At 40.5% G+C, this 26,089-nt stretch carries 25 protein-coding genes; 2 read left to right on the forward strand and 23 right to left on the reverse strand.

Annotated features, from left to right (window positions below):
• Positions 1 to 144: 144 nt before the first annotated feature.
• The 4 genes from KCTCHS21_RS27435 to KCTCHS21_RS27450 all read right to left on the reverse strand — a co-directional run bounded on the left by KCTCHS21_RS27435 (position 145) and on the right by KCTCHS21_RS27450 (position 6,300).
• The gene (locus KCTCHS21_RS27435) at positions 145 to 906 is read right to left on the reverse strand and encodes a class I SAM-dependent methyltransferase (RefSeq protein ID WP_130615373.1); all 762 of its coding nucleotides are present in this window, start codon (positions 904 to 906) and stop codon (positions 145 to 147) included.
• Positions 907 to 1,026: 120 nt separating this feature from the next.
• The gene (gene rfbF, locus KCTCHS21_RS27440; protein ID WP_130615375.1) at positions 1,027 to 1,800 is read right to left on the reverse strand and encodes a glucose-1-phosphate cytidylyltransferase; all 774 of its coding nucleotides are present in this window, start codon (positions 1,798 to 1,800) and stop codon (positions 1,027 to 1,029) included.
• Positions 1,801 to 1,812: 12 nt separating this feature from the next.
• The gene (locus KCTCHS21_RS27445) at positions 1,813 to 4,554 is read right to left on the reverse strand and encodes a glycosyltransferase (protein WP_130615377.1); all 2,742 of its coding nucleotides are present in this window, start codon (positions 4,552 to 4,554) and stop codon (positions 1,813 to 1,815) included.
• A gap of 33 nt (positions 4,555 to 4,587) precedes the next feature.
• A complete protein-coding gene (locus KCTCHS21_RS27450) occupies positions 4,588 to 6,300 on the reverse strand; it encodes a glycosyltransferase (RefSeq protein WP_157994134.1) in 1,713 nt (570 codons plus the stop codon).
• 131 nt (positions 6,301 to 6,431) lie between these two features.
• On the opposite strand from KCTCHS21_RS27450, the gene KCTCHS21_RS27455 reads away from it, so the two are divergent.
• Both KCTCHS21_RS27455 and KCTCHS21_RS27460 read left to right on the forward strand, forming a co-directional pair.
• Complete coding sequence (locus tag KCTCHS21_RS27455; RefSeq protein WP_162309393.1) at positions 6,432 to 8,273, forward strand: glycosyltransferase family 2 protein; 1,842 nt, start codon at positions 6,432 to 6,434, stop codon at positions 8,271 to 8,273.
• A gap of 58 nt (positions 8,274 to 8,331) precedes the next feature.
• The gene (locus tag KCTCHS21_RS27460) at positions 8,332 to 10,299 is read left to right on the forward strand and encodes a glycosyltransferase (protein ID WP_130615383.1); all 1,968 of its coding nucleotides are present in this window, start codon (positions 8,332 to 8,334) and stop codon (positions 10,297 to 10,299) included.
• A gap of 10 nt (positions 10,300 to 10,309) precedes the next feature.
• Here the strand turns inward: KCTCHS21_RS27460 and KCTCHS21_RS27465 are convergent, their stop codons facing one another.
• From KCTCHS21_RS27465 to KCTCHS21_RS27555, 19 genes are all read right to left on the reverse strand, one after another.
• Complete coding sequence (locus KCTCHS21_RS27465; RefSeq protein ID WP_130615385.1) at positions 10,310 to 10,678, reverse strand: hypothetical protein; 369 nt, start codon at positions 10,676 to 10,678, stop codon at positions 10,310 to 10,312.
• The gene (gene fliS / locus KCTCHS21_RS27470) at positions 10,675 to 11,064 is read right to left on the reverse strand and encodes a flagellar export chaperone FliS (protein ID WP_130615387.1); all 390 of its coding nucleotides are present in this window, start codon (positions 11,062 to 11,064) and stop codon (positions 10,675 to 10,677) included. Before fliS ends, KCTCHS21_RS27465 begins: the two co-directional genes overlap by 4 nt.
• A gap of 8 nt (positions 11,065 to 11,072) precedes the next feature.
• Positions 11,073 to 11,453, reverse strand: coding sequence for a flagellar protein FlaG (locus KCTCHS21_RS27475; RefSeq protein ID WP_130615389.1), 381 nt, complete (start codon positions 11,451 to 11,453; stop codon positions 11,073 to 11,075).
• 125 nt (positions 11,454 to 11,578) lie between these two features.
• Positions 11,579 to 12,628: a glycosyltransferase family 2 protein gene (locus KCTCHS21_RS27480; RefSeq protein ID WP_130615391.1), complete on the reverse strand. Its 1,050-nt coding sequence runs from the start codon at positions 12,626 to 12,628 to the stop codon at positions 11,579 to 11,581.
• Between the two features lie 72 nt (positions 12,629 to 12,700).
• On the reverse strand, positions 12,701 to 13,516 hold the full coding sequence (locus KCTCHS21_RS27485; RefSeq protein WP_130615393.1) for a flagellin N-terminal helical domain-containing protein: 816 nt from the start codon (positions 13,514 to 13,516) through the stop codon (positions 12,701 to 12,703).
• A gap of 169 nt (positions 13,517 to 13,685) precedes the next feature.
• Complete coding sequence (locus KCTCHS21_RS27490; protein ID WP_130615395.1) at positions 13,686 to 14,501, reverse strand: flagellin N-terminal helical domain-containing protein; 816 nt, start codon at positions 14,499 to 14,501, stop codon at positions 13,686 to 13,688.
• Positions 14,502 to 14,670: 169 nt separating this feature from the next.
• The gene (locus KCTCHS21_RS27495) at positions 14,671 to 15,486 is read right to left on the reverse strand and encodes a flagellin N-terminal helical domain-containing protein (protein WP_130615397.1); all 816 of its coding nucleotides are present in this window, start codon (positions 15,484 to 15,486) and stop codon (positions 14,671 to 14,673) included.
• Positions 15,487 to 15,585: 99 nt separating this feature from the next.
• Complete coding sequence (csrA, locus tag KCTCHS21_RS27500) at positions 15,586 to 15,837, reverse strand: carbon storage regulator CsrA (protein ID WP_130615399.1); 252 nt, start codon at positions 15,835 to 15,837, stop codon at positions 15,586 to 15,588.
• Positions 15,831 to 16,241 carry a flagellar assembly protein FliW gene (fliW, locus tag KCTCHS21_RS27505; RefSeq protein ID WP_157994136.1) on the reverse strand — a complete coding sequence of 137 codons (411 nt, stop codon included), beginning with the start codon at positions 16,239 to 16,241 and terminating at the stop codon, positions 15,831 to 15,833. Before fliW ends, csrA begins: the two co-directional genes overlap by 7 nt.
• 97 nt (positions 16,242 to 16,338) lie before the next feature.
• On the reverse strand, positions 16,339 to 16,908 hold the full coding sequence (locus tag KCTCHS21_RS27510) for a DUF6470 family protein (protein WP_130615403.1): 570 nt from the start codon (positions 16,906 to 16,908) through the stop codon (positions 16,339 to 16,341).
• 27 nt (positions 16,909 to 16,935) lie between these two features.
• Positions 16,936 to 17,832 (reverse strand): flagellar hook-associated protein FlgL, encoded by an 897-nt coding sequence (gene flgL, locus KCTCHS21_RS27515; protein ID WP_179952647.1) that lies wholly within the window; start codon positions 17,830 to 17,832, stop codon positions 16,936 to 16,938.
• A gap of 30 nt (positions 17,833 to 17,862) precedes the next feature.
• Entirely contained in the window at positions 17,863 to 19,419 is a 1,557-nt protein-coding gene (flgK, locus tag KCTCHS21_RS27520) for a flagellar hook-associated protein FlgK (RefSeq protein WP_130615405.1), read from the reverse strand.
• A gap of 28 nt (positions 19,420 to 19,447) precedes the next feature.
• A complete protein-coding gene (locus tag KCTCHS21_RS27525; protein ID WP_130615407.1) occupies positions 19,448 to 19,945 on the reverse strand; it encodes a flagellar protein FlgN in 498 nt (165 codons plus the stop codon).
• 11 nt (positions 19,946 to 19,956) lie between these two features.
• The gene (gene flgM / locus KCTCHS21_RS27530) at positions 19,957 to 20,244 is read right to left on the reverse strand and encodes a flagellar biosynthesis anti-sigma factor FlgM (RefSeq protein ID WP_331872400.1); all 288 of its coding nucleotides are present in this window, start codon (positions 20,242 to 20,244) and stop codon (positions 19,957 to 19,959) included.
• A gap of 76 nt (positions 20,245 to 20,320) precedes the next feature.
• Positions 20,321 to 20,737, reverse strand: a complete 417-nt coding sequence (locus tag KCTCHS21_RS27535) for a flagellar protein (protein WP_130615411.1) — start codon at positions 20,735 to 20,737, stop codon at positions 20,321 to 20,323.
• 85 nt (positions 20,738 to 20,822) lie between these two features.
• Positions 20,823 to 22,010: an acyltransferase gene (locus KCTCHS21_RS27540; protein ID WP_130615413.1), complete on the reverse strand. Its 1,188-nt coding sequence runs from the start codon at positions 22,008 to 22,010 to the stop codon at positions 20,823 to 20,825.
• 114 nt (positions 22,011 to 22,124) lie between these two features.
• Entirely contained in the window at positions 22,125 to 22,925 is an 801-nt protein-coding gene (locus KCTCHS21_RS27545; protein WP_130615415.1) for a ComFC family protein, read from the reverse strand.
• A gap of 66 nt (positions 22,926 to 22,991) precedes the next feature.
• Positions 22,992 to 25,217, reverse strand: a complete 2,226-nt coding sequence (locus KCTCHS21_RS27550) for a helicase-related protein (RefSeq protein ID WP_232057982.1) — start codon at positions 25,215 to 25,217, stop codon at positions 22,992 to 22,994.
• Positions 25,218 to 25,383: 166 nt separating this feature from the next.
• Positions 25,384 to 25,812: a hypothetical protein gene (locus tag KCTCHS21_RS27555; protein ID WP_130615417.1), complete on the reverse strand. Its 429-nt coding sequence runs from the start codon at positions 25,810 to 25,812 to the stop codon at positions 25,384 to 25,386.
• Positions 25,813 to 26,089 lie beyond the last annotated feature (277 nt).

Here is a 26,089-nt window from a genome sequence, read left to right on the forward strand (position 1 = left end):
TTAGTTCAACCCTTCTTATATATCGGCCAAATAGGAAGGTTGATATTATAGCACAATCGAAAATTGTTTAGTTTAGTTCACCTTCAGACCATCCCATAAAAAAGAGCCGCGTGCGCGGCTCAAATATATGTGATATGGGATTAACTATAGCCGTAAGTAGGAAATCCATGGGTCAAACGGGAAACGACGGAGCTCTGAGCTCCGAATTGGCAACATTTCCAACATAGCAGTTGTCTCTCCTGGAAAAGTAGCACAATTTAGCTCATCAAAACAAATAATTGCTCCCTTAGGCATTCGAGGGAGGAATAGCTCCAGTGCCTTTTTCGTTGGTTCGTAGAGATCAAAATCAAGATACAACATTGCTATCAAAAGGTGTGGATTAGCCTCAAGGTACCCTTCAGCAGTTTCAAGGAAATCTCCAGCCACAAGCTCAACATTGGGAATATGGGATAGGTGGCGTTCTGCATTATACTTAGCGATAGATGCTTGAAGTTGTTCTACAGTATCTCCCTGAAGATCCCCTACTGCATAAGTACTATTAGGTTCAGAATCCTGTTCGGAGAGGTTCGGGAAACCAGCAAAAGTATCAAACCCAATAATTTTGCGTGTATAGTTTGATGGCTCAAAAATGTTTGCAAACTGAGCCCACGAAAAGAGCCCAGCACCATTGAAAACGCCACACTCTACGATACTCCCATTTACAGAGACCAATTCTTTATATATCTCATACCGGGCTAGAAAGCGAGCAGTACTTCGCTTTGTAGCGAACCGAGGAAATGCCTCTAGCTTATTAACTAGTGAAGTCTGTGATGAGAGAAATGTTTCTTCAATTAATTGAACCGCAAGTTTATCTTTGGATGAATGATGCTGAGGAATCGCAGCCATTTTTTGTCTAGGATTTTGCATATTATTTTAGAAGCTCCTTCTATTAGCAAGAGTTAATTTGAGTACCTATTCACACTGTTTGATCTTATCTTTACAATAAAACATTGTCTATCAAGCTGTGAATTAAAAGAAGCCCCTACTTTAATTTCCCCAAACTCTCCAAGGGTGATTCCCTGATTCCCACATCTGGTTCACCTTCTCAATATCTTTAAATGTATCAATCGAAGTCCAAAACCCTCGATGCTCAAAAACTGCTAATTGTCTCTCTTGAGCAAGCTTCATTAATGGTTCTTGCTCAAAATAACAATCTTGAATTGGAAAGTAATCAAAAACCTTACGATTCAATACCATATATCCACCGTTGATCATGTCATTAATTACAGGTTTTTCTCGAAATGAATGAACGGTATGATTATCAACCTCTAACAATCCGAATGGCGACAATGGAAAAACCCCTGTAAGTGTTGCGACATGTTGCTTTTCTTGATGGAAGGCTATCAATTGTTTAATATTCACATCACTAAGTCCGTCTCCATAAGTAAAGAGAAAATCTTCTCCATCTATGTAGTTCATCACTTTTTTTAATCGACCAGCGGTCATAGTTTCTAAGCCCGTATCAACGATCGTCACATTCCAGTTCTCTGGTGTCTCCGTATGATAAGATACCTTAGACGGGTGTCCGAAATGAATTGTAAAATCGTTGTTTCGCCAGTACATCTCCATGAAGTACTGTTTTATCATTTCTCCTTTATAACCTACACATAATACAAAATCCGTAATTCCAAAATGGGAAAATGTTTTCATAATATGCCAAATGATTGGCCTTCCTCCGATATTTACAAGAGGTTTGGGCCGATATTCCGTTTCTTCCCTCATGCGAGTTCCCTTACCACCACATAAAATAACTGCCTTCATGTTTCCCCCCCTTTAAGCATCAATCTGGAGTTTTCCTTGAGTTTGTAAAATAAAGTTATATGTTTGCTCATAATATGGCTCATCTTTATAATACTCAGTGAAATAACTGTCGAAATCGGAGACAAACTCCCTCATTCCCTTATCATGAAAGTTCTTGAACCTTGGAAGTAAAAACTCGAACAATACCTTCTTCTTATCATCTTGAATAAGCTGTTCTGATAACCCTCTATCTTTAAAATAACTAACAATATCTAGATAACTCTTTATAAACACGTCTCCAAAATTATATTCAAATGGTTCATTACCTGCATAGGAAAACGATACATCGTTAATAATACAAAACTTAGAGTTATTCTCCAATATACTATATTGCATGTATATGTGATTAAATGACGAACCAATATACTTCGTAGGTTCTGCTAACTTTTCAAATTCTTTTCTTGGAATAATTATTGAAGAAATAAATGAAGAATAGATCGAGGTTTCACGTAGAAATTGATCCATTCCTTCAAATATATTTATTTCTTTATCGTCATTAAACACATTAATGAAATATAACCCACAATCTTTTTGATTCATAATAGCTTGAAGTATTTTGTTTAAGATGCCAGGATTGAAAAAGTCGTCATCTCCATGGAGAATCATATACTTCCCTTTTGATCTTTCCATCGTTAATACAATATTTCTTTCTGCACCAATATTTTCACTGTTTTTGTTATAGGTGATATTCCCATATTTATTTTGGTATTTCATTACAACTTCCTCAGTGTGGTCAGGAGAGTCATTATTTGAGATAAAGACTTCATACAAAGAGTGATGACCTATTTGGTTAAAGATTGATTCCAAGCAGCGGTCTAAATCATTTGCTCTGTTATAGGTAGGGATACAAATGGATATCAGCGGATGTTCCTTACGATTAAGTAAGACTTCTTCGATTTCTTCGTTACCTCGAACTCTCACCCAACTTAAAGAAGTAGTATCGAACATTTTAATAATTTGGGCAGGGTTTCCGGCTACTACGCTAAAATCCGGGACATCTTTATTCACGAAGGAATTAGCAGCTATAACACAACCCTTGCCAATTCGCACGTTCCCTACTATTACACTATTAATTCCTATCCATGTACCTTCTCCAACAATAACCTCATTTGTAGTCGAAGTAACTCCCTGAAACATAATAGGTAATGCTATGTTTTCATATGCATGTCCGCAGTCTGAAATATAGACATTGGGTCCAATAATTACGTTTTTTTCAATAACTGCCCTATTTGAAACAGAAACCGTGAAATGCTTACCAATTTCGCAGCCATCGTCGATTACTATTTGGGGTTCTCCATAGAAGTTATTCACTGCTATATTAAGCCATGCATCTGGCCTGATAGTAACGTGGTCGCCAATAGATATTACTTCAGGGCGTACTATTTCAGCACCCAATTGTATAATAGAACTAGCCCCAAAATTAAAAAAGGATGATGCTTGCAAGCCTAGATTTTCCTTATTAACTACGGGGGGGGCAGAAGTATGTTCAGTATTTCTAGAATCCCTCTGTGGCTGTTCTACAGGCACTTGAGTCGTTTTACGCTTCTTTCTACAAACAGCTACTACATACAGGGGTTGGGCGTCTTTCACTTCACTTAATGAAACCAATTCATATTTTTTAGCTTGGTATTGTTGTACTGGCACGAATTGAGTGTCCAGATAACGGGCTTCTCTCATAACTTGAGTGTAATATAAATCATGATCGCTAGTGAATGTCTGTCCATATAGCTCTAGCACATCATATTCTTTAGTCAACTCACCTACAAACTCGGTAACCGTATATTCATATTTATGGTGGGTATTAAGCGGTTGCTCCACAAAATAAAGGCCTGGATTTGTAATTGTACGATTAGGAGTAGAGACTAAAAATATTCCATCCTCTTTTAATACTCTAGCAGATTCTTTAATCCAATTCGCACCGTTTTCGATATGTTCAACTGTCTCGAATGACACAACGATATCGAAGCTCTCATTTTCGAATTTAAGACTATTTACATCCCCGTAGGCAAAATCAACATTATTAGAACCATAAGTCTTTTTTGCGCTCTGTAAGCTCTCTTCTGAAATATCGACTCCAAATACTAATCTAGCCCCAGCTTGTTGAAGCATTTTGGAGCCGTATCCTGCGCCGCACGCCGCATCAAGAACATCTTTTCCTTTCACAAAGCGACATGCCAGCTTATATCTCTCTAAATGCTCTTCGAGGATATCGTTATATTTTTCCTTTACTTCCTGATTAATAACTAACCTCTCTCCGGTAAATTGCACATCATTTTGTTCTATGCTTAAAATATCGCCACTGTCCAAATTTTCGTTGTAGCCCAATTTATGTAACCATTCAAGCACATCCTCACTCTTGTCCTCGATCTGGCTAGCATATTGTATCGCAAGCTCCAATTCTCCAAACTGAGCGAGAATAATACTTAAATTTAACAATGATTCTTTATGACGACTATCATATTCTAGTGATTTCTGAAGTAACGGAATCGGCATATCATAATATTCATTTTCAAAACCTAGAACAGCTAAAGTGTTACATACTTTGTTTTTATTATTAATTGACGCATCGTCTATGATTTCAATAACTTCTTCGAAGAGTTGTTGATTGCTACTTAATCTCGTAAGAACTTCCTGTGCATTTTCAATCGCATTAACATCGTTATCCACATTAAGTAATAAACGACTTAAGCTCTGTTCGCCAATACCCACTTCCATGCCTAATTCCTCCAAAGTAATTTATTGTCTTCATTACACCTGTATGGAGATTTCCATTCGAATTTGCTCCATCCAGTGTAGTACTTGTGGACTTTTCTGGGGAATTAATTCAAACCATTCCAATGCTAACTCAAATTGTTCCATACGGTACATCGTCAGTCCCAGATTAAACAAAGTGGACGAATTACCTTGATCCTTTTCGAAAGCAGCTTTAAGGTAGGCAAGTGCTAGCTGTAAGTTATTCTGATCTAGATATTGGACAGCTAAAAAGTTGAGGATTTCAACAAACTGCCCGCCACCATTCTCTTCAATTAAGTTAATAACAATTTGCTCATCATAATCTAGCATTTTTTCTAAGTAAAACTCTGTATGAGTTTGTGTCAGGATGTAGTTAACCATTGATTTCATTTCGGCAGTCTTGTCCAATCGCTTAGCCTTCACATAAAAATGCGTAATCTCATGCACCGTCGAAATACTCATATTTTTTATTTGGTTTAAGGAGCTTAAAAATTGCTTATTCTCATCCGTTATTGTTTTCTCTACAACACCTACAATTTCTACATGACCAAATGCAGTCTTTTGAAATATTTCCTCTACTTCAACCAACGTCAATGCTTGCAGTTCTCGTCTGTTTATTCCGCCTGTTAACATTCCTTTAATAACTTTGTAGTGTAAAAGATGAGGGTACATGGTAATAAGTGTCCCATCTTCCTTTAACATTTTCGATACAGAATCGATATTAATCACTAGAGGATTTTGAATGTAGATATAATCAAAATAATTATTTAACAAATCCGCTTTACTGGGGTTTATATCAACATACTTAATATCTAATGATTTGTTTAGAAGTTGTACCATACTCTCATTCATCTCATGACCATATAATTCCGCGTTGGGATATTCATGTTTTATTCTTAGTAAAGTCCCACCCAACCCACTTCCAATATGTAATACACGTAGATAGGAGTCATTGGGTTTTTCTAATGAGGAAACAAAATCCATCTCAAAATGATGGGCTTCATCGGGATGAAAGCCCCACTTACTAATAAACTTTCCTCTATTTCTATTTAATAAGTCATAATAGCTTTTCTCAACCTCACCAAACGAAACACTCCCAAAGTGATGAATAAAAGTGTCCTTACACAGGAGAAGCTTGTAACCTTCCAATCTAATACGTAACGAGTAGTCATCATCCTCGTAATTTCCCGGCGTAAATCTCTCATCCAATAGCCCTATTTGATCCACAACTGATTTCCGGATAAGCATGCAATAACCAATTAGCTTTAATCTTTCTTCCCAACTCGATGGATTAGAATGGTTTATTTGATGTGCAAAATCCTGCATTTCTTCCATATTCGAATAATTTACTGGAATTGTCTGTAAATAAGAGCAATTATTCGTTACGGATCCAACTGCACCTACATTAGATGCACTATATAAGGCAGTAATTAAATTCGTTAGCCAATTACTTGTAACAATTGTATCGTTATTCAGAAGCAAAATATTATCTCCAGCTGAAATCTCAATGCCTTGGTTGCAAGCCTTGGGGAACCCCAAATTCTGATTATTATAAATTGCTTTGATATCATCTTGTTTTTTTAGCCAATCGACTGTCTCATCGGTGGACTGATTATCTACAACAATGATTTCGTAACTACCTCGCTCTGTATATTTCCTTATGCTCTCAATACATAACTGGGTATATTCCAATTTATTATAAGTCGCAATAACGATACTCGTTAACACGATATCTCCTCCAAGTCCCAATAAACTCTGCTATACTATCTATAACATTTATCGACAAAACATAAGTATAAATGTAGCCAATAAATATGGAAATAAAAGGTGACTCCATGAATCCTCTATTAAGCCTATGCATGATCGTTCGTAACGAGGAAGAGATACTAGAACGTTGCTTACAAAGTGTTACTGGCCTCGTTGATGAAATTGTAATTATTGATACTGGATCAAGCGATTCTACAAAGAAGATTGCTGCTCAGTACACCTCGAAAATATTTGATCTCGACTGGACTCAAGACTTTTCAGTAGCCCGAAATGAATCGATTGCGAGAGCTACAGGAGAATGGATACTTGTATTAGATGCGGATGAATACATGGACTCTTCTAGCTTTACAACACTGTTAACATTCTTACAAAACCATCGTAATAGAGCACCCATAGGAATCATTCTTCCCATTTATAATTTTGTAGGTGCTCATAATTCCGGGAAGATTTCTCAATCCAAGGCTATGCGGTTATTTACCCGACATCCCGATCTTATGTTCGTCCGACCTATTCATGAACAGCTAAAGCTTGTTAACGGTAACTTGACCGAATTCGAGCTGGAAATCCCTATTTATCACAGTGGATATATAGAGGAAGCAATTAAAAGTAAACAAAAAACGAAAAGAAATGACGAGATCTTTCAACAAATGCGAAATCAAGGGCGGCTAACTCCCTACGATTCCTTTACGCTTGGTAACGAATATATGGCTCAGGATCTCTATGAGGAAGCACTATCCTTTTATTTGGATGCAGACCAACCATCTGAGCAATATAAATCATGGCTCCCTAACTGCAAAGGTGCCCGGATAAGCTGCTTAATGAAGCTTCATCAATATACTGAAGCCTATGAACAAATTCAGCTCGCCATAAATAGGTGGACTGGCGTTTGCGACTTTTATTGGCTGGAGGGCTACCTGTATGCTCAACTTGGCATGGATAAGGAAGCTATTCTTTCACTTGAACGCTGTATTGCCATTGCTGAGAAGAAATCGGAGCACCCTACTTATCTGATTAGTCCAAATTACGGCAGCACTTTACCCTTACAGCAGCTGTATGTTCTTTATTCACGTTCTTTCGACTTACAAAAGACCGTTTTTTGTCTAACCAAGCTGTGCTATGCCAATCCAACCAATCAATCTGCACTTCTTCAACTAACTAAATTAATTATTACACCTGAGCAGTATGATCAGGTACAATCTCTCATCCAATCCTTATACCCACTTCCGACATCTAGCCAATTGACAATGATTGTAGATGTTTTTATTCAATTAGGACATAAGCCTTTATCAGAAATATATTGGAACAATTGCCGTGTCTTTAACATTGAATTACCTTTAGAAGTAAAATTAAAATACTACCTTCTGCATGAGGACTGGTCTCTCTTTCAACAGACACTTGTGCAAGAGTCTGAGGAGAGGAGTGCAAATTGGGACTTCTCGATTTATTGTGCAGCTATCGTATGGCCACAACACGCAGCAGAGCTTTATGCTCTACTATCACCAGAATTTGACTCCAATCCAGCCAATGTTGCTTCTGTTTGTTTATATTTATTTCGTACAGGTCAGTACAATCAATACGACGAATTGATTCAAAGACATGAAGAACATTTAGAAGATTTGGCTAATATTCTGGGCGGAGCTTTCTATGAAGATCGACAATATGAATTGGCACTAGATTATTACTCGCTCCTTCTCAAGCAAGAAACACTTTCAGCAAAGGGTTTTGAAAATTTAGCTCGCTTATACTTTATGCAAGAAGAAACAAACGAAGGTCTGCAGTTTGTCGAGAAAGCTCTTGAACTGCTACCAGAACGAATTGAGCTTTATATGATGATGCTCACACAAACAGTTAATTCCCATCATAAAATGCAAATTAAGTCGAGATTGATAAAGGCTTATCCAGGTCTTCTACATTTTCCGAAATTTCCGTTGTAAAAGATGGCTTTGAATTAGCCGATAGTAGAAGTAGAACAAGGTAATCACAGGAGGAACTATGGAAAAGCTATTATCGCTTTGTATGATAGTTAAGAATGAAGAGAAGGTGCTTGCACGATGTCTAGAAAGCGTGCAAGGATTAGTGGATGAAATTATTATAGTGGATACAGGGTCAACCGACGGTACTAAGGATATTGCAAAACAATATACAGAACATCTGTACGATTTCGTTTGGATAAATGATTTTGCTATTGCAAAGAATGAAGCTCTCCGAAGGACCACTGCAAAATGGATTCTAGTACTTGATGCTGATGAATACTTGGATAAGGATCAGCACGAGGAGCTAAGAGCATTTTTGTCCAAGACAGATTGTACTCAGCCCATCGGATACTCATTGCCGATATACAATATTATTGAGTCGATTAATTCTGGAAAGTTTTTAGAATCGTTTGCTATTCGCCTATTCCCTAACAGTCCTAATATTTATTTCGAAAGACCTATTCATGAACAAGTCGTTTATCGCAATGGTGAGCTTCCTATCAAGAATTATCCTTTAATCATTTTCCATACAGGATATTTGAAAGAGACGTTAGTGGAGAAGGAGAAGTCCTCACGAAATCTCGGTATTTTCAAAGATTTGAAGGCTAACAAAAATTTCTCGGAATACGATTACTTCACATTAGGTAATGAATATTCAAGCATTCGAGATTATAAGAAAGCACTATACTACTATGAAAGAGCTTTGACCAAAAATTCAGAGACGCTTTCCATCTTCCCCTTCTGCCGGTATCAAATTGTTCTTGTATACATAGAGTTACAACGATATAAAGATGCCTTAAGCTATATAGACGACAACATCAGAAGATGGCCACAGCACCCTGATCATTACTCCCTAAAGGCATCCATATACGAAAGGCTGGGGCTGACTGAAGAAGCCATAGAATACTATCTAACAGCGATTCAAAAAGCCGAAACCTATTCTGGTGCGGATGGTCGGTTCTGGCACATGACCCCAAGTCTTGGCACACATGTTCCATTAAACAGTCTTGTTAACTTATATCAAAAGTTACAGAACATACCGCAAACGGTTTATTATTTAACCAAGCTCGTCAAGCTCAACCCGAACGATCATTTAACACTATTCCGACTATTAACCTTGCTTACCCAAAATGAGCAAACACCTGCCATCATAGATTTTTTAAAGAAAATATTTGAATTCGATAACTCCGTTCATTTATTAAAGCTGCTTCATGTCAGTCTACTTCTTGGAAGTAAAGAACTCTCGCAGCACTTTTACGAACAATGTTCTACTTATGATGTGGCTCTTCAGCCTCAGCAGCAATTGTACTATGCTGTCTTATTTGATGACCAAGAAAGATTTAATCAATTTTTACCAGAGGTCAAAGATCATACAAACTCAGGACAAGTAAACAAACTTCTATTCTATGCCGCCATTCTTTGGCAGGACCCCAAATATGGTGAACATTTGCTCGAATCGTCTGATGACAATGATTTCAGCTTACCTCTGCTTAAGAGCATGTTTGCAACTTTATTTGACCAGGGTGAATCAGATAATGAAACACCATTTGATATTAATTATATTGCTACGCTTCTTATTGATCTATTTAAAATGGGCTACTACGACCGCTATGATTGGCTCATTCAAAAATATCCATCCTACTTTTATGTTGTAGCTAATCTACTTGGGGATTATTTCTTTAATCAAAATCAGCTTCAGTTAGCTGTCGATTATTACTCCATTCTTATTGAGAACGATCAGATTGGTGGCACAGGATATTATCATTTATCTCTACTTTATCTTAATCAAGGAGATATCGATGACGGATTAGTTTATTTACAATCAGCAATCAAACTTACTCCTAACCAAGCAACATGGTACATCCTTTATCTAAAGAACAGCCAAGCTTCACCTGAACGTGATAATATCATCAAAAAGTATAAAAATGAGTTTCATCAATACTGCCACATTCCTATTATTGATCAACTAATAAAGAGTCAGGCATAAGCCTGACTCTTTATTTCTTATTATCAACAAAATATCCTTCAGCCTGAGAGTAAGCTTGATGATAGGCATTCTTCATTCGGCTGCCTTCTTGTACTTTAGACAAGTGATCTGAAATAAACTCTTTAAATAGGGTTAATTTCTGATTCACTTTTACTTCCGAATAATAAGCATCATGTAATAAATCTTGTATATCTGTATGACTTACATCGGAGGTTAGCATTAAGCTCTCTATTTGTTGTTTTAATACTTCCTGCTCCAGCTGTAGTGCCTCAAGCCTCGATATATCATCTTCTTCCTCTAGATCCAAAGACAATATTTGTTCAGAGGTTGCAGATAGCTGCATTATGAACTGCTTAAGAGATTGTCCATCCTGATTCATGATTGCACCTTTGCCGTAGCATGGTACTGCTTCATAGATTTAGTCCAAGTATCTCTAAGATCAGTTATAAGTTCAATACATTCATTTAATTTGTTGCTATTATTTTTGATATTTGCTTCAAAAAGTGTAGTGAGAATGTACTCGTATAAAGATGACAAATCGTTGGAAATCTCATAATTTCTATCGAGTGTAAAAGATAGCTCGTTAATAATATCTGTTGCTCTTTTGATATTGTAATTTTTCATTTCAAAATTTTTATTTTCTATCGCCACCAATGCTTGCTTCATAAATTTAATACATCCGTTATACAATAATGCCGTAAGCTCCCATGCTGCCGCAGTGTTAATCTGCATTCTAAGGTATGTATCCTGGGCTTGCTGGTTCATATCATGAATTACCTCTTTTCGTCAATGTTCAGTCCTGCTAGCTCTTGAAGTTTAGCCATCATATCTATAATTTTTTCATTTGGAAATTCTCTTAATACTTCATTGTTTGTTTCATTAATTACTTTAACCACAATTTCGCCGGTCTTTTCATGAACACTGAATTCAAAACGACGTTCGCTACCTTCCAAAGCTTTATTAGCTCTTTCAATAGCATTACGGATAGCTAAATCCGACACGCTTAACTCAAATTTATCCTTGTGCAGAAGCTCTATTGCCGAGGGATTAGTGCTCCTCGACTTTGATGTGGTGCCTTGATTAATTCCACTCTGTTGTTGATTAGTTGCTGGATCAAAGTTTTTTACATTTGTCGATATTGCTTTAACGTCCATCTTACTCAGCTCCCTCTGCTTGGCTTATTTACATTGTTGAAATTAACTTCCTTCTACAATAAACCTCCTGAATTATTCTCCTTATCTTATTTATCGTACTTTTCCAATAATTATATAAGAGTAATTTATTTTTTATTTAGTCTCACCAAGGCTGGCTCGAATTGATATTCGGCCGCAAAGTGATAGCATTGCTGGGATAAATCCGAATTGCCGGTGAACTCATAATATAAACCCAAATTATATGCAGCCTTAAACGTCCCAACTCCATAAACAGTTGTATATTTCTCCGTCTCACCAATTGCAAGTGCTTGTGTAAAATAACCTTCTACTGCTTCTATATGGCCTGAATCCATAGCTAATAGACCAAGGAGAAAAAATAAATCTGGAAAATCCAAATAAACGGGTTCAAACGGTTTTAGTAAATCGTTGGCTTCCTCAACACGATTTTGTTCCTTCAGAACATAGCCAAGCATAACTATAACAACCGGAAAATGTAAATGATTATATTCTTTCTGAATATAGGCTCGCCCTAAGTAATGCTCTGCCATTTTCCATTCGCTCATGGAATAGTAGAGCTTACCCATCTGATAAAGCATGTAACCATCATCAGGATTTTCCTTCAAATGAGCTTCGTACATCGGGAGATAACGGTCCATTTTTTTCTTGTTCTTGTAATCCTCTTCCTCGTATCCATCATGCAACAATTCTAATTGTAGCATCTCAAAAACAGCTGGTTTATTATCCTTATATACTTGCTCATGTACATTACCCTCAAAATAATAGGATGGATCTTTGGGATACAACCTAACCATTCGATGCTTCTTCATTTCTCCACTCATTATATTATTTATAACGACACAACCCGCAGCTCCTGGATACTGTCCGATGAATTGCTGAATTTGGTCGTCCGTATTCGTAGGTAGTACTTCGTCCGCATCTATAACTAATATATAATCACCGGTTGCCCATGAAGCGCAATAATTCCTTGCCGATGCAAAATCGTCATTCCATATATATTCATAAGTTTTAGCTTTAAATTGCTTTGCAATATGAACTGTACTATCAGTGGATCCTGTATCGGTTACAATAATTTCATAGTTCTTTGGAATGCTTTGCAATGCTCTATGTAATTTTTTTTCCTCATTCCTAACTATTAAACACACGCTAATCTTCATATTGACACCTCGATAATAAGAAAGAGTCCATCACTTCGTAATGGACTCTTTCTATATTGTTCTTTATAGAAATTAACGAAGCAATTGCAGTACGCTTTGCGGCGCTTGGTTGGCTTGTGCCAACATGGAAGTCGCAGCGGATTGCAAAATGTTAAGCTTCGTATAGTTCATCATTTCTTTAGCTATATCTGTATCACGGATACGGGACTCAGCTGCTTGCAGGTTCTCAGTTGTTGCACCCAAGTTGTTAAATGTGTGCTCCAATTGGTTTTGTGTAGCACCAAAGGAAGAACGCAATTTATTGATTGTACCGATATCTGTATCAATTTTAACTAGAGCGTTGGAAGCTGCAACAGCAGTTCCTAGTGATGCACCTGTAATCGAAAGCGCAGTGAGTTGAATATCTTGCAGAGAAATTTTAACCGTGTTTGCAGCTGTTGTGGAATCACCTGCTTGGATACTGATGTTAGCAGTACCATTCAATACGGTAATACCGTTGAAGGTTGTGTTTTTAGCGATGTTGTCGATTGCCGTGCTAAGTGCTTTGAACTCCATGTCAATTGCTTCCAAATCGGAAGTGTTGTACGTACCGTTCATCGCTTTAACAGCAAGCTCTTTCATACGAGAAAGCATGTCAGAAACTTCATTCATCGCGCCTTCAGCTGTTTGTACGAGGGAGATACCATCTTGAACGTTAGCTTGCGCTTGGTTCAAAGAGCGGATTTGCGTACGCATTTTCTCGGAGATCGAGAGGCCTGCTGCATCGTCGGCTGCACGGTTTACTTTGAAGCCAGAAGACAATTTCTCAGATGATTTACCTTGTGCGATGTTGTTTAGCAACAAGTTACGGTGCGAGTTCATTGCGTTAAGATTGTGGTTGATAATCATGTTGTATTCCTCCTTGGATGTATGAAGGCCCACTTCCTTGTGAGCTCTCTATAAATTTATCGGCTTAATTTGGCCATTACTTTAGAGCTAATTGAATTTATTCATTGTAAACTCCAAAAGTAAAAAAAAAGCCCATTTACGAAAATGGACTTTTCTTACTTTACAAGTATTAACGAAGCAATTGCAGTACGCTTTGTGGCGCTTGATTGGCTTGTGCCAGCATCGATGTCGCAGCGGATTGCAAAATGTTAAGCTTCGTATAGTTCATCATTTCTTTAGCAATATCTGTATCACGGATACGGGATTCTGCAGCTTGCAGGTTCTCAGTTGTTGCACCCAAGTTGTTAAATGTGTGCTCCAATTGGTTTTGTGTAGCACCAAAGGCAGAACGCAATTTGTTGATTGTACCGATGTCTGCATCAATTTTAACAAGAGTGTTGGAAGCTCCCACAGCAGTACCGAGAGATTGAGTATTAATTTGAAGCTGATTCAGTTGAATATCTTGCAGAGAAATCTTAACCGTGTTTGCAGCAGTTGTGGAATCACCTGCTTGGATACTGATGTTTGCAGAACCATTCAATACAGTAATACCGTTGAAGGTTGTGTTTTTCGCGATGTTGTCGATTGCCGTGCTTAGTGCTTTGAACTCCATGTCGATAGCTAGTAAGTCGGAAGCATTGTACGTACCGTTCATTGCTTTAACAGCAAGCTCTTTCATACGAGAAAGCATGTCAGAAACTTCGTTCATTGCGCCTTCAGCTGTTTGTACGAGGGAAATACCATCTTGAACGTTAGCTTGCGCTTGGTTCAAAGAACGGATTTGCGTACGCATTTTCTCGGAGATCGAGAGGCCTGCTGCATCGTCTGCTGCACGGTTTACTTTGAAACCGGAAGACAATTTCTCGGACGATTTACCTTGTGCGATGTTGTTAAGCAACAAGTTGCGGTGTGAGTTCATTGCGTTAAGATTGTGGTTGATAATCATTACATTATTCCTCCTTGGATGTGTGACGGCCCACTTCCTTGTGAGCTCTCTATACATTTATCGGCTTAATTTGACTATTACTTTAGAGCTAATTAAATTTATTCATTATTAACTCCAAAAGTAAAAAAAAGCCCATTTACGAAAATGGACTTTTCTTACTTTACAAGTATTAACGAAGCAATTGCAGTACGCTTTGCGGCGCTTGGTTGGCTTGTGCCAACATGGATGTCGCAGCGGATTGCAAAATGTTAAGCTTCGTATAGTTCATCATTTCTTTAGCAATATCTGTATCACGGATACGGGATTCTGCAGCTTGCAGGTTCTCAGTTGTTGCACCCAAGTTGTTAAATGTGTGCTCCAATTGGTTTTGTGTAGCACCAAAGGCAGAACGCAATTTGTTGATTGTACCGATGTCTTGATCGATTTTAACAAGAGTGGTAGAAGCCCCTGTAGCAGTTCCAAGTGATTGCCCTGTAATTGCAAGCGAAAGAAGTTGAATATCTTGCAGAGATATCTTGACCGTGTTTGCAGCAGAAGTGGAATCGCCTGCTTGGATGCTAATGTTTGCAGAACCATTCAATACAGTAATACCGTTAAAAGTAGTGTTTTTCGCGATGTTGTCGATTGCCGTGCTTAGTGCTTTGAACTCCATGTCAATAGCTAGTAAGTCGGAAGCATTGTACGTACCGTTCATTGCTTTAACAGCCAGCTCTTTCATGCGAGAAAGCATGTCGGAAACTTCATTCATTGCGCCTTCAGCTGTTTGTACGAGGGAAATACCATCTTGAACGTTAGCTTGCGCTTGGTTCAAAGAACGGATTTGCGTACGCATTTTCTCGGAGATCGAGAGGCCTGCTGCATCATCAGCAGCACGGTTTACTTTGAAACCGGAAGACAATTTCTCAGATGATTTACCTTGTGCGATGTTGTTCAGCAACAAGTTACGGTGCGAGTTCATTGCGTTAAGATTGTGGTTGATAATCATTTCATTATTCCTCCTTGGATGTGTGACGGCCCACTTCCTTGTGAGCTCTCTTTACATATATCGGCAAATTTTCGTGCGACTTTAGATCTATTTATAAATTTATTCCTTTTTTTTTAGTTTTTCTGTCGCAAGTGCTGCTAGATCCTTAATAGATTGCATCTGATTGGGAGGAGTAACCGCTTGTTTGTTGTTTTCTCGAATTGATTCCAATACTTCTTTTCGATAAATTTTCACTTGAGAAGGAGCATTTATACCTATTTTTACTTGATCCCCTTCATACCCAATTACAAAAACTTCAATTTCATCATCGATGATAATAGACTGGCCCTTCTTACGCGATAAGATTAGCATGATGATAAACCTGCTTCCTGCTCAGTTGAGGGACCAAATAGCGGGGCTCTGGTAGGGAAATGTCCGTCCTGAGACAATACAATCTGCCGCCCCATCATGTTGCGCACATTTATGAGTAGCGGTGCTAGAAGATTTATTGTTGATTGATCAAAGTGTTCGGCAAGAGTAACGATATTTAATACAATAACATCCTTAGGATCAGTGGTATCCAGTACCGTTTTTTCGCTATCTCGCACTTGAACCTCATAGCCTGGAATAAACGAGAAAGGGTTAGTAACTAAGAAACCCAAGCTTTCTTCTTCTGTGCTCTGCAAGTATGCAAAGGGGGATTGCGTATCCGTCTCGTCGATTGGCAATAACGTAAAGGAATTCAGATGTTGAAATCCTAAAATTGATCCGTCCATGGATATGATTTTCCTGTATAGCTCAGTGAACATAGCCTATCCCCTTATACCATGATGAAATGAAAATGAGCTATTGGCACCAATGGCGCTCATAGCTCTATGCATACAGATCATAATTACTTACCCACATTTTAATGGCATTCATTTGATCCATGTATATATTTACTTTTTGTGGAGTGTAGTTAATCCCCGGCTTGGAAACATGATAATTAATTTCAGGATGCTTCGGAGTGATATCAATTTCTGCAGGACGTGGCGTATATTGAATCTGCACATTCATATTCGATGCTCGACCAGCTACCCTGAGATTCTCAGGATTGTCTGTCATAACCTGAGCAGCAATATCCGCAACAGCACTGGAGGGATTGGATATCTGTTTCATACGATTACCTTCTTGAACGATCTTCGCGATAGCCTGCATTGTTCGCTCATTATATTGAGCAGTCAATATTCGGGTCGTTTCAATAGGGCCACCCTTAGCCAAAGCTAACCATGCAGCAGAGGAATCAACAGTTAATTCCCCTCGGGGCTGACGAATTTGCATATCCACCCGAGGAGAACTAATTTCCAACTCTCCCGGAGGGGATTCAATCTTATGATCTCCTCTCGGGCTTTCCATGCCTAAGCGACCGAGTGTTGAACGAATGGATAATCTTTGTAATTCCATTCAGACCACACCTTTCTAGTATGTTCTTTATCTTAAGTAATCCACAAGGCTTGGCTGTATGATCTTAGAACCGACTGAAAGAGATGCTTGGTACACATTCTCATCTCGTTGAAGATTCATTATGGCCTGCGCGATATCGGTATCTTCCGTCTTCGCAATTAGTCCATTCAATGATTGATTGAGATCCTGATTTCTATTGTCCAGCATTTCAATCCGATTGGCTCGAGCACCTACCTCAGAACGTATGCCCAAAAAGGTGTTAAACCGTGTGTCTAACCGTTCCATAGCTGAACGGGCTGCGTTACTATCATTCGAATTCATGGCATCACGCAATTCCTTAAATACAGTGAATACATTGTCTGCATCTGTCGAAGCACCAAACACAGAGTTACCAGATATATTCGTCTGAATTTCTACTCCCGGAGCCAGCGGCAATAAGATTGAGGCTTCATCTGTATCCGTTGTACCTGCTGTAGTCGTATCGTAAGGTTGGGTAGTAGTCAATTGACCATTAAAAGTATATTTCCCATTTACTTGATCGTTACCCAGCGTCACGGCTTGCTTGAAAATCCCATCTAGCTCCTTGCCAATGGCTTCACGAGCTTCCTTAGAGCTAGAATCACTAATCCCTCGGACAGCCAATTCTTTCGCTCGTTGCAAAAGCTCATTAATTTGATTCAATACCGTATCCACATGGTCAACAGAGGATGTAGCCGTCGTAATATTCCGCTGATACTGATCATTCATTGACAATTCACTGCGATAGCGCAGTGCATAGGTAATGCCTACCGGATCGTCAGATGCACGATTGATCTTTCTACCGGTTTCAATCTGCTCTTGAGTAGCACTCATGCGGTTATAGTTATTATTCAAATTACGAATTAATTGATTATGGATCATTCCAGAAGTTACTCGAATAGTCATTAGTATTCACCTCATCCATTCACATCAGTATTATCTTCCAACAACGCCCATACCATTAATGACCTTATCAAGAAGCTCATCAACCGATGTCATAACACGAGCAGCGGCGTTATAGGCATGCTGGAACTTGATAAGATTAGACATTTCTTCATCCAATGAAACGCCACTGACGGATTGTCTCCTACTATCTACCTGAGCGAGAATGGCGTCCTGATTGCTAATCTGACGTTTCGCATCTTGCGATTGAACGCCTAATTGTCCGATTACGGAACGATAATAATCGTCAATAGTCCCGTTGCCTATAACTGGAGTTGATCCATCTGGGCTAACAAAATTCATCTTAGTATCCTTCAAGTTAGCCATGAGAAGCGCCAATGTATTATTCCCTGGCACTACCTTTTCCGGAGTCCCTATTGTACGCATTGAAGTTGCTATAGCATCTGGTGAATCTGCAATAATAGAGTTTAATCGAATAGTTGCAGCGGTAATAGGTCCACCATTACTCGATACGAAGAAAGGCACCCCTGCTGTTGGTGGATTCTGCAACGTATACCCCATTGTATGAAGCTCGTTAATTCCATTTACAGGAACTGTTAGAGGCGTTGATAGAGTCCGAGAGGCACCATTATATGTAACTCCGTTAAGAGTAATTCCATCTGGTAATACGCTACCCGCAGGAATAGTTACTGTGAATTGACCATTAGCTAAGCTGTTGGCTAAAGTATCTAATTGACGCTGATAATCTCTCACGTAAACATCACGTGAAGTAATCATCCCATAGACCTCGCCGCTATTTAAATCCGTTCCATATGCCCCTTGCAAACCAGCCGAATCAACTGGATTATAATCTTGGCCGGCCACAAGGTTCGTGCCGCCCATGTTGATTTCATATCCTTGATCGGTGTCGGTAACCGTAATATTGACGATCTTGGATAGCTGATCGACTAGAAGATCCCTCTGATCCTTCAGATCGTTCGGGTTATCTCCATAAGCTGATATTCTAGAAATTTCTTTATTTAGCTTGGATACATTCTCAAGCATTGTATTGATTTGAGTTGCCTTCACATCCAGGTTACTGGTCAAATCCTGCTCTAAGTTAACGAGCTGTTTACTAGACAAATTAATCGCATCGACTAGGGCAAGCGTATTCTCACGAAGAATTTTACGCCCTGTAATATTTTCTGGATCCTGAGCTAAGTCAGACCATGATTTCCAGTATTTATCAACTAATGTCCGGATACCCGTCTCATTAGGCTCATTAAATATCGCTTCCAGCTTCTGCAGAGTATCAGCCTGAATCGACCATTTCCCCTGGTCCTGACTGTTGCTCCGATACTGGCTATCAAGAAAAGATTCCCTTATCCGAGTAATTGAAGTGAATTCTACGCCCGTACCAAGCTGACCCGGCGCAGTTGAATGAGTCATGCCGACCGCTTCAATAGGACGAGTAGCTTGCATATTTACAGTTTGACGGGAATAGCCCGCCGTGTTGGCATTAGCAATGTTATGACCAGTTGTCTGCAAAGCAGCCTGTTGGGTGAATAATGCACGTTTGGAAGTCTCGAGTGAATGGAATGTAGATCTCAAGGATACACATCTCCTTGGTTCAAGTTGGTTAAGCTCTTGTATCGAACGTTCTTCTTGGAGTGCCTGAGCTGCCCGAACGATTCGGAGAATAAGTCATATCCTCGTCGTACGGCGCTGATAATAAATCAATCTGAAATCCTAGAAATTCCAAGGATTGGCGAACGAGCAGCTGATTCCGTTCATTCTGATCCTTTAACAGCTGAACCTGTTCCCTTAATCGATCTCCGGCTGCTTTCAGAGCTTGCTTGTGCTCAGCTCTATGCAGAGCTTGCATAAGATCAGCTAGAGTTGATGCTGGCTTAGGCGTAAGCCCCAATTCCGTCCAACACTGAAGCGTGAACTGGGTAATATCCCGGTTTAACTGCTCCATCGTAGCTATCGATTTAGATTCCTTGGCTGTGAAAGTCATCAGTTGGTCAATACGATTTTCGATGACAGCCTTCTGCTTCTCATGAGCTAGCTCAAGTAATTCTTCATGTATGTCTGACAAGCTGTTCAATGTATTTAACAGGCTCTGGATGCTCAAAGAGGGTCACCTCATTCTTTACTTGCAACAGGACGGAAGAAAGGGAGTAGCTTTTCAACCAGTTTTCCAGCATCCACCTCATAGGTACCCGCTGAGACTTCATTCTTTAAGCTCTCGATACGTTGAGCCCGATTGGGTTCGTCCGCACGCTGGGCACCTAACAGTTCCATTGCTTCTGCGGAAAACTGAACCTCATCCTTACGACGTTTACCAGTAGACTGGTTCGTGCGCGTATCGGATTGTTGTTGGTAAGTGCGATAAGCACTTATACGCTGGGAATCATTAATTTTCACGTTCATCACCCCAATATATAAAAAAACCGATAATGTATAATCTTATTATCGGTCGATGTTTATGAAATGTTTAGAGTTACAATTATTTGTCACGATCGTGGATCCGATCCCCGATTCGGTAAGCCCCTTTGTTCCTATCGTCTAAATTCTGCTGATGCAATCCTCTTGAGTTTGCATCCTTTACGCCCTGTTGTAGACGTTTTTTGCAAGATTCACAAATGTGATTCTCACGAATAAGAATGCCGCAAGATTCACAAGGATAAGACATATTAGGAGCATTAACAAGCGATATTCTACCTTCGCGTATCCATCGGGTAATTTGTTTAATGCTTATTTCCATTTCCTCAGAAAGCTGCTGAATATCTAAGCCTTTATGCTGGCGCAGATAATCTACACATCTCTCGTAATCTCTCTCCAAATCCTGGTAACAATTATTGCAGACATCTCGGAAATTTTTGTTGAACAATTTCTCGCATCTTGGACAGTAGGTCAAATTCACGCAATTATCTCCTCGATTTTCCGACATTAATTGACATAGGACAACCCCATTGTACTAAATATTTCAAGGCCTTGCTATTGTTTGTTTAGGCTGAAGCCGAAGGCTTCGACGGTGAAATTTCATTAGAAAGTGTTGGCTGATCTGCAGCCTTTAATTGGGCTGGAACACTACCAAACAGAACCCAAGACCAGCTTGTCAACCTACTGATTAACGTTACAACAATCCATGAAATAATCAACGCTGATAGGAACTGACCTGCATACCACATATGATGAGCCATTGTGCCTCCCCCATTTAAAGGGAATTTCCGATAAACTAGCAACACAATAGGATGGAACAAATAAACTCCGAACGATACGATTCCTAAATGACGTAATCTCCCGACCAAGAACGAGTTATTCATTCGACCTCCAAGTAGGAAAGCGACTTGAATAAGAACTAGCGGTGTTAGCATCGTATATATGTCCCATAGCCCATCATAAAGTGCATTGTGGAATCTCGTTTGATGCACTCTTTGATAATAGAAGATCGTTACATAGGATATACCGGCTGCGAGCCACGTTGCCCAAAGAGTAACCCATACAAGCACTCTAGATTTAGAAACATTTTCTTTAGCAATAATAAGCCAAGACTTAATTCTATCAAAATAAATCCCTAGCCACGCACCAAGAAAATACTGCCCGAAATACGAGAGTGACCAGCTACCCCGGTTTTGAACGTGCCAATACTCCCTGTTATACAGGAAAAATGCCCACTGTAGCCCGACACCTATGATCACAGCCCCAGCTGCCAGCCATCTAAATCGCTTGAACAAGAATAACAATACAGGGAACAATAAATATAACTGAATACTTATAAAAACAAAGTACAAATGCGTATAAGCTTGACCCCTAAGCAGCTTCTCAAAAAAACTAGGCCACATAAGAGAAATATTCCATTCAAATCCGTTCTGATACCATCTTAGTATGAAATAAAAAGCTGAGAACAATATATATGGAACTACAATATACGTCAGCCGATTGCGATAAAACTTCTTAAAGCGAGCAGCAGTAAGCGGCTGAGGATAGTAATTATAGAACAGTACAAAGCTGCTAAGTAAAATAAAGGTAGTTGTCCCTATCTTCGAAAATATATTAAGAAAATTATAAACTCCGTATAAGCTTGTCCCTTTCATTTCCAATGTAGCGAACGATGTGGAGTGTACCATGAGTACACCTAAGATGGCTAAGCCACGAACGATATCGATTTGAGTTAATTTTGTACGACGCTCCATGACGCCCCCCTCTGGACTTTCACCCTAAATAAATTTCCAAACAGATTCTCTCATCATAGCATAGAAGGAAATATGTCGAAAAGAGAATTAATCCAGTAGTATTTGCACAATTTGCTATGAACGCGCCCACAAAAGACCGTAAACCTCAGGCTGCGCTTTGAAAGTAGCTGTATTTCTTAATACTCTTGCACATTCATCCAATGTACTTCCAGTCGTATAAATATCATCTATAATAATAATTTTGCTATGTGTAGATTCATTAGATAGAGTCCTTTCGGAAAATGATTCAGAAGCTACAGAAGCAAAATTGCCCCTCATATCCTCCACTCGGCTTTGACGGGTTTTCAAGCTTTGCTTCTCAGTGTGACGTAATCGGAGCAGCATCGGACTGTAAGTGAGCCCATACCATCGCGATAGATGGAGCGCAAGTCTTTCCGCTTGGTTAAAGCCCCTATCCTGCAATCGTTCAGGAGCAAGAGGAACAGCTGTTATGGTATCGAATGCCGACTGCTTGGAATATGGACTTCCAATGGACAGGCAAAGCCTTTCATAACCGAAAGATAGCATGGCAGCTAAGATAGACTCGAGCTTTTCATCACCCCGATATTTGTATAGTGCAAGCCACTCTTTCATTAAATCGTCATAGCGAACGGCACAGCGGCTTAATGAATAATGTCGTGCTGTACGTCGAACACAATCCTCACACGTTTCAGCCCTTCCGCATATTCTACAAACCGGATGCACGATCCAAGGAATGGCATGCTGGCAGGAGTTACACAAGGATGCTAAGATTTTGCGCGGCATTGGATTATGTATAGGCATGGCTATGCTATGGATATTGTTAGAGCTGTTGCGTCCACAAATGGGACAAGCTGCTTGTTCCGGGGCGAACCATGAGCTTATGTTTAGCTTCATTTTAAACATCTCCTATCAGACGTAGATATGTCCTAAAAAGTTCAAAAATAAGGAAGAAGAAAGCGTTTATATTAAAAAGCCTTGTTGTCGAGCCATAGTATTCATACTACGTATTTGACTTATCGCGCTCCGCTGAGACATTGTCCACGTGGCCGCACCAAAGAATACAAAGCCGTGTGGATCATCTGAGGATCTGCCCGCCCTCCCAGCCATCTGAACTAGTGATGCTGCATCAAACAGAGGATTATCAGTATCTAGAATGAATACATCACTTTTAGGGATCGTAACTCCGCGCTCAAGTATTGTGGTCGTTACGAGTAAATTGATGGAGCGTTCGCGAAATGAAATGACTTTATCCGTGCGTACGGCGTCCTTTGACGAAGTCCCATCTATGATTTGTGGCATGACATTGAGCAGCTTGGCGTGTTTCCTCAGTAGCTTAACGAACGGCTCAACCTGCTTAACATAGGGGACAAAAATAAAAATTTGAGCGGTGCGCTGAATGGAGTGTTGAAGAGCTTCTACTAGCTTAGAAGGCAGCTTATTTTTCCGTAGCATTTGATTAATCGTGGGGATAGTGAGTCTTTTCGGGACCGGCAATGGATGACGATGATACCGAACGGGCACACGGGCACATGCAAGTCGTTTGCGCCTTGCTGCACGCTGTAATGGCACGGGTGGAGTAGCACTTAATAAGACGGTAGAGCCCGACTTTTTGCGACATTTGTCTGCTGCATAATACAGCATCTGATCGTTGTGGTAAGGAAATGCATCTAACTCGTCTATTAGAACGAGATCAAATGCTTCCTGGAATCGGATTAATTGATGAGTCGTTGCAAGAGTTAGAGCACCATTGCTCCATCGCTCCGTGCTGCCGCCATACAGAACAGCTCGTGTGTCGTTTGGGAATGCTTTGGCTAGCCTTGGGGCTAGCTCGAGCACTACATCACGACGAGGGGTAGCTACAAGCGCTCTCCCCCCTTGCGTTAACACTGCTTCTAATAGTGGAAAAATCATCTCTGTTTTGCCGGCGCCTGTAACTGCCCATAAGAGAAAAGAATCGCCTACTCTTTCGGCCTTGCTCGATGTGAGGAACTTTAAGGCTGCTGCAGCCGCATGGCTCTGGGCAGGGCTAAGCCCCCAGCGCTCTGCTAAGTGAGCAGGTGTTAGCTGCGTGGGGCTGAGCTTGGGGGTGAAGGGGTGGGGATGAGAGTGTGAGGAGCCGGCTGAGTGAGAGTTTGATGACAGCGATGGGATAAGGGATGGCGATGAGAAGTTCGAGTTAGATGATTGCGATGGGGCAGCGGATGGAGATGGGAATTTCGAGTTGGATGACTGGAATGGAGTAACGGTTGCAGATGGGAAATTCGAGTTGAATGATTGCGATGGGGCAGCGGCTGGAGATGGGAAATTCGAGTTTGATGACGACGATGGAATAACGGATGCAGATGGAAAGAGGCTGCTTGTGGTGATCGTAGCGTTAGAAGGTACGCCGAGAATAAGCAGGCCGCACTCGCGGCTGCGGCCCATTGTTAAACAAGCCTCGCAATATGCGCAGGCTTGTCCGCAAGCGGCGCAAGGTGTGCGCCTTAGCTTGTCCGGGCCGCTGCCGCAACGCCGGCAGGCCAGCTTGTGGGGGCGGCGTTGCACAGCCGCAAGCCCGAGAAGGCGAGCGGAGCGTAGCCGCTCGCCCCAAGAGCGGAAGCCGCGTTGCGGCGGAGCAGTGGGCTTGGGGGCAACCGCAGCGGTGAGCTGCAGTTGCCCGGTAAGCGCCGCAAGCTGTAGCGCGGCGGAGAAGTCGGCGGGATCGGTCGCCGGCATTACGTTTTCAAATATCTGCAAGGCTTCCTCCTTAAGTAGAGATCGTCCCGCCAAATAATAACTAGCTATACGGGCTCCCTCGGCCAAGCTACCCATCTTCCGCTGAAATGCCACTTCACCCTGCTCCTGAAATCTAGCATCGTTAGATCTATCAGTTTTTACAATTACCTTATCTACGCTGCAAGGTAAATTCTCTTTAGTATCTCCTATAGCCATGTTTACCATCTGTTTAAAATCTTCCTCCCATGCAGGATCTGGCATCATCAACCTCCCCCTTCTTTTCCCCTCCCTACTCCACTGCTCCTCAAAAAGACGACGAACCTCTTCAGCAATCCCCAGCGGCAATGCTTCTCGCACCCTAATCATTCTATCTGCCCTATTTCTCCAATAGCTCTTATCCACTTCCCATGCAATAGAAAACATTACCTGCTGGACTTGTCCATGCTGTACCGAATAGAGAGTTACCCTCATCACTATCGCCCCCATTTACATAATAAAAAAGCACACCCTTATACGCTGCTAACAGCGATACAAGAGTGTGCTTCACCCGGATTCCATTTTATTCCTTATGAATCTCATTGTATGATAGAAACAAGCTTGCGGCAACTCTTTTTCAGCTCCCTGTCAGTAAACGCCTTCAAATCGGCAATCGCGCCAAATCAGCAGAACGTGCCAGCTCTACCCAAACAACATCCTGCTTAGACATACCAACACCCTTGTCATCCTTAAGCAAACACTCCTGCTCCAAGCGGGCTACATTTGAAGAATATTCTCCTTCATCTTTCCTTACCCAACCAATGCCTGAATGATCACGCGCAAAACACTCCATAATTTTACCCGTATCATCCGAAGACTGATCAAGCACAACCGTTATCCCGATTTCCGTTCCTGTACGCCTTGAAAATTGCTGAAGCGCCCTAATGTACCATTCAATCTGCATTTGGTGGTTGCCTGCAACAAGCACGTAATGTCGACGAATCCCGCCTGATCCTCGCTGAATTGTCCAATGTGCGAATGCCGCAGCCGCAGCGTAAAAGCCGATTATCCACAATAGCTCGGGAATCACGGCGGCCACCTCCTTTTGTATAAGCGTGAGCAGCATCCTTGCCGAAATAGAACTGTCAACTATCCTCAGCATTCCGCCAACTCGTTCAACAATATATGCCGTTCAGGATTCGAGAGTTCCAACACATCATCCGCACATATCCATCCAGCAGAATCCAACAAATTAAACTATATATTTACAATTGTTATATCAGCAATTACAATAAGCTTAAATTTTATCTTTATTCTGGTCGTGAAGCACACGCCACTTTCTCGTCAGCATTAGCTGAACGGGGGAG

The sequence above is a fragment of the Cohnella abietis genome (assembly GCF_004295585.1).
GTDB lineage: Bacteria > Bacillota > Bacilli > Paenibacillales > Paenibacillaceae > Cohnella > Cohnella abietis.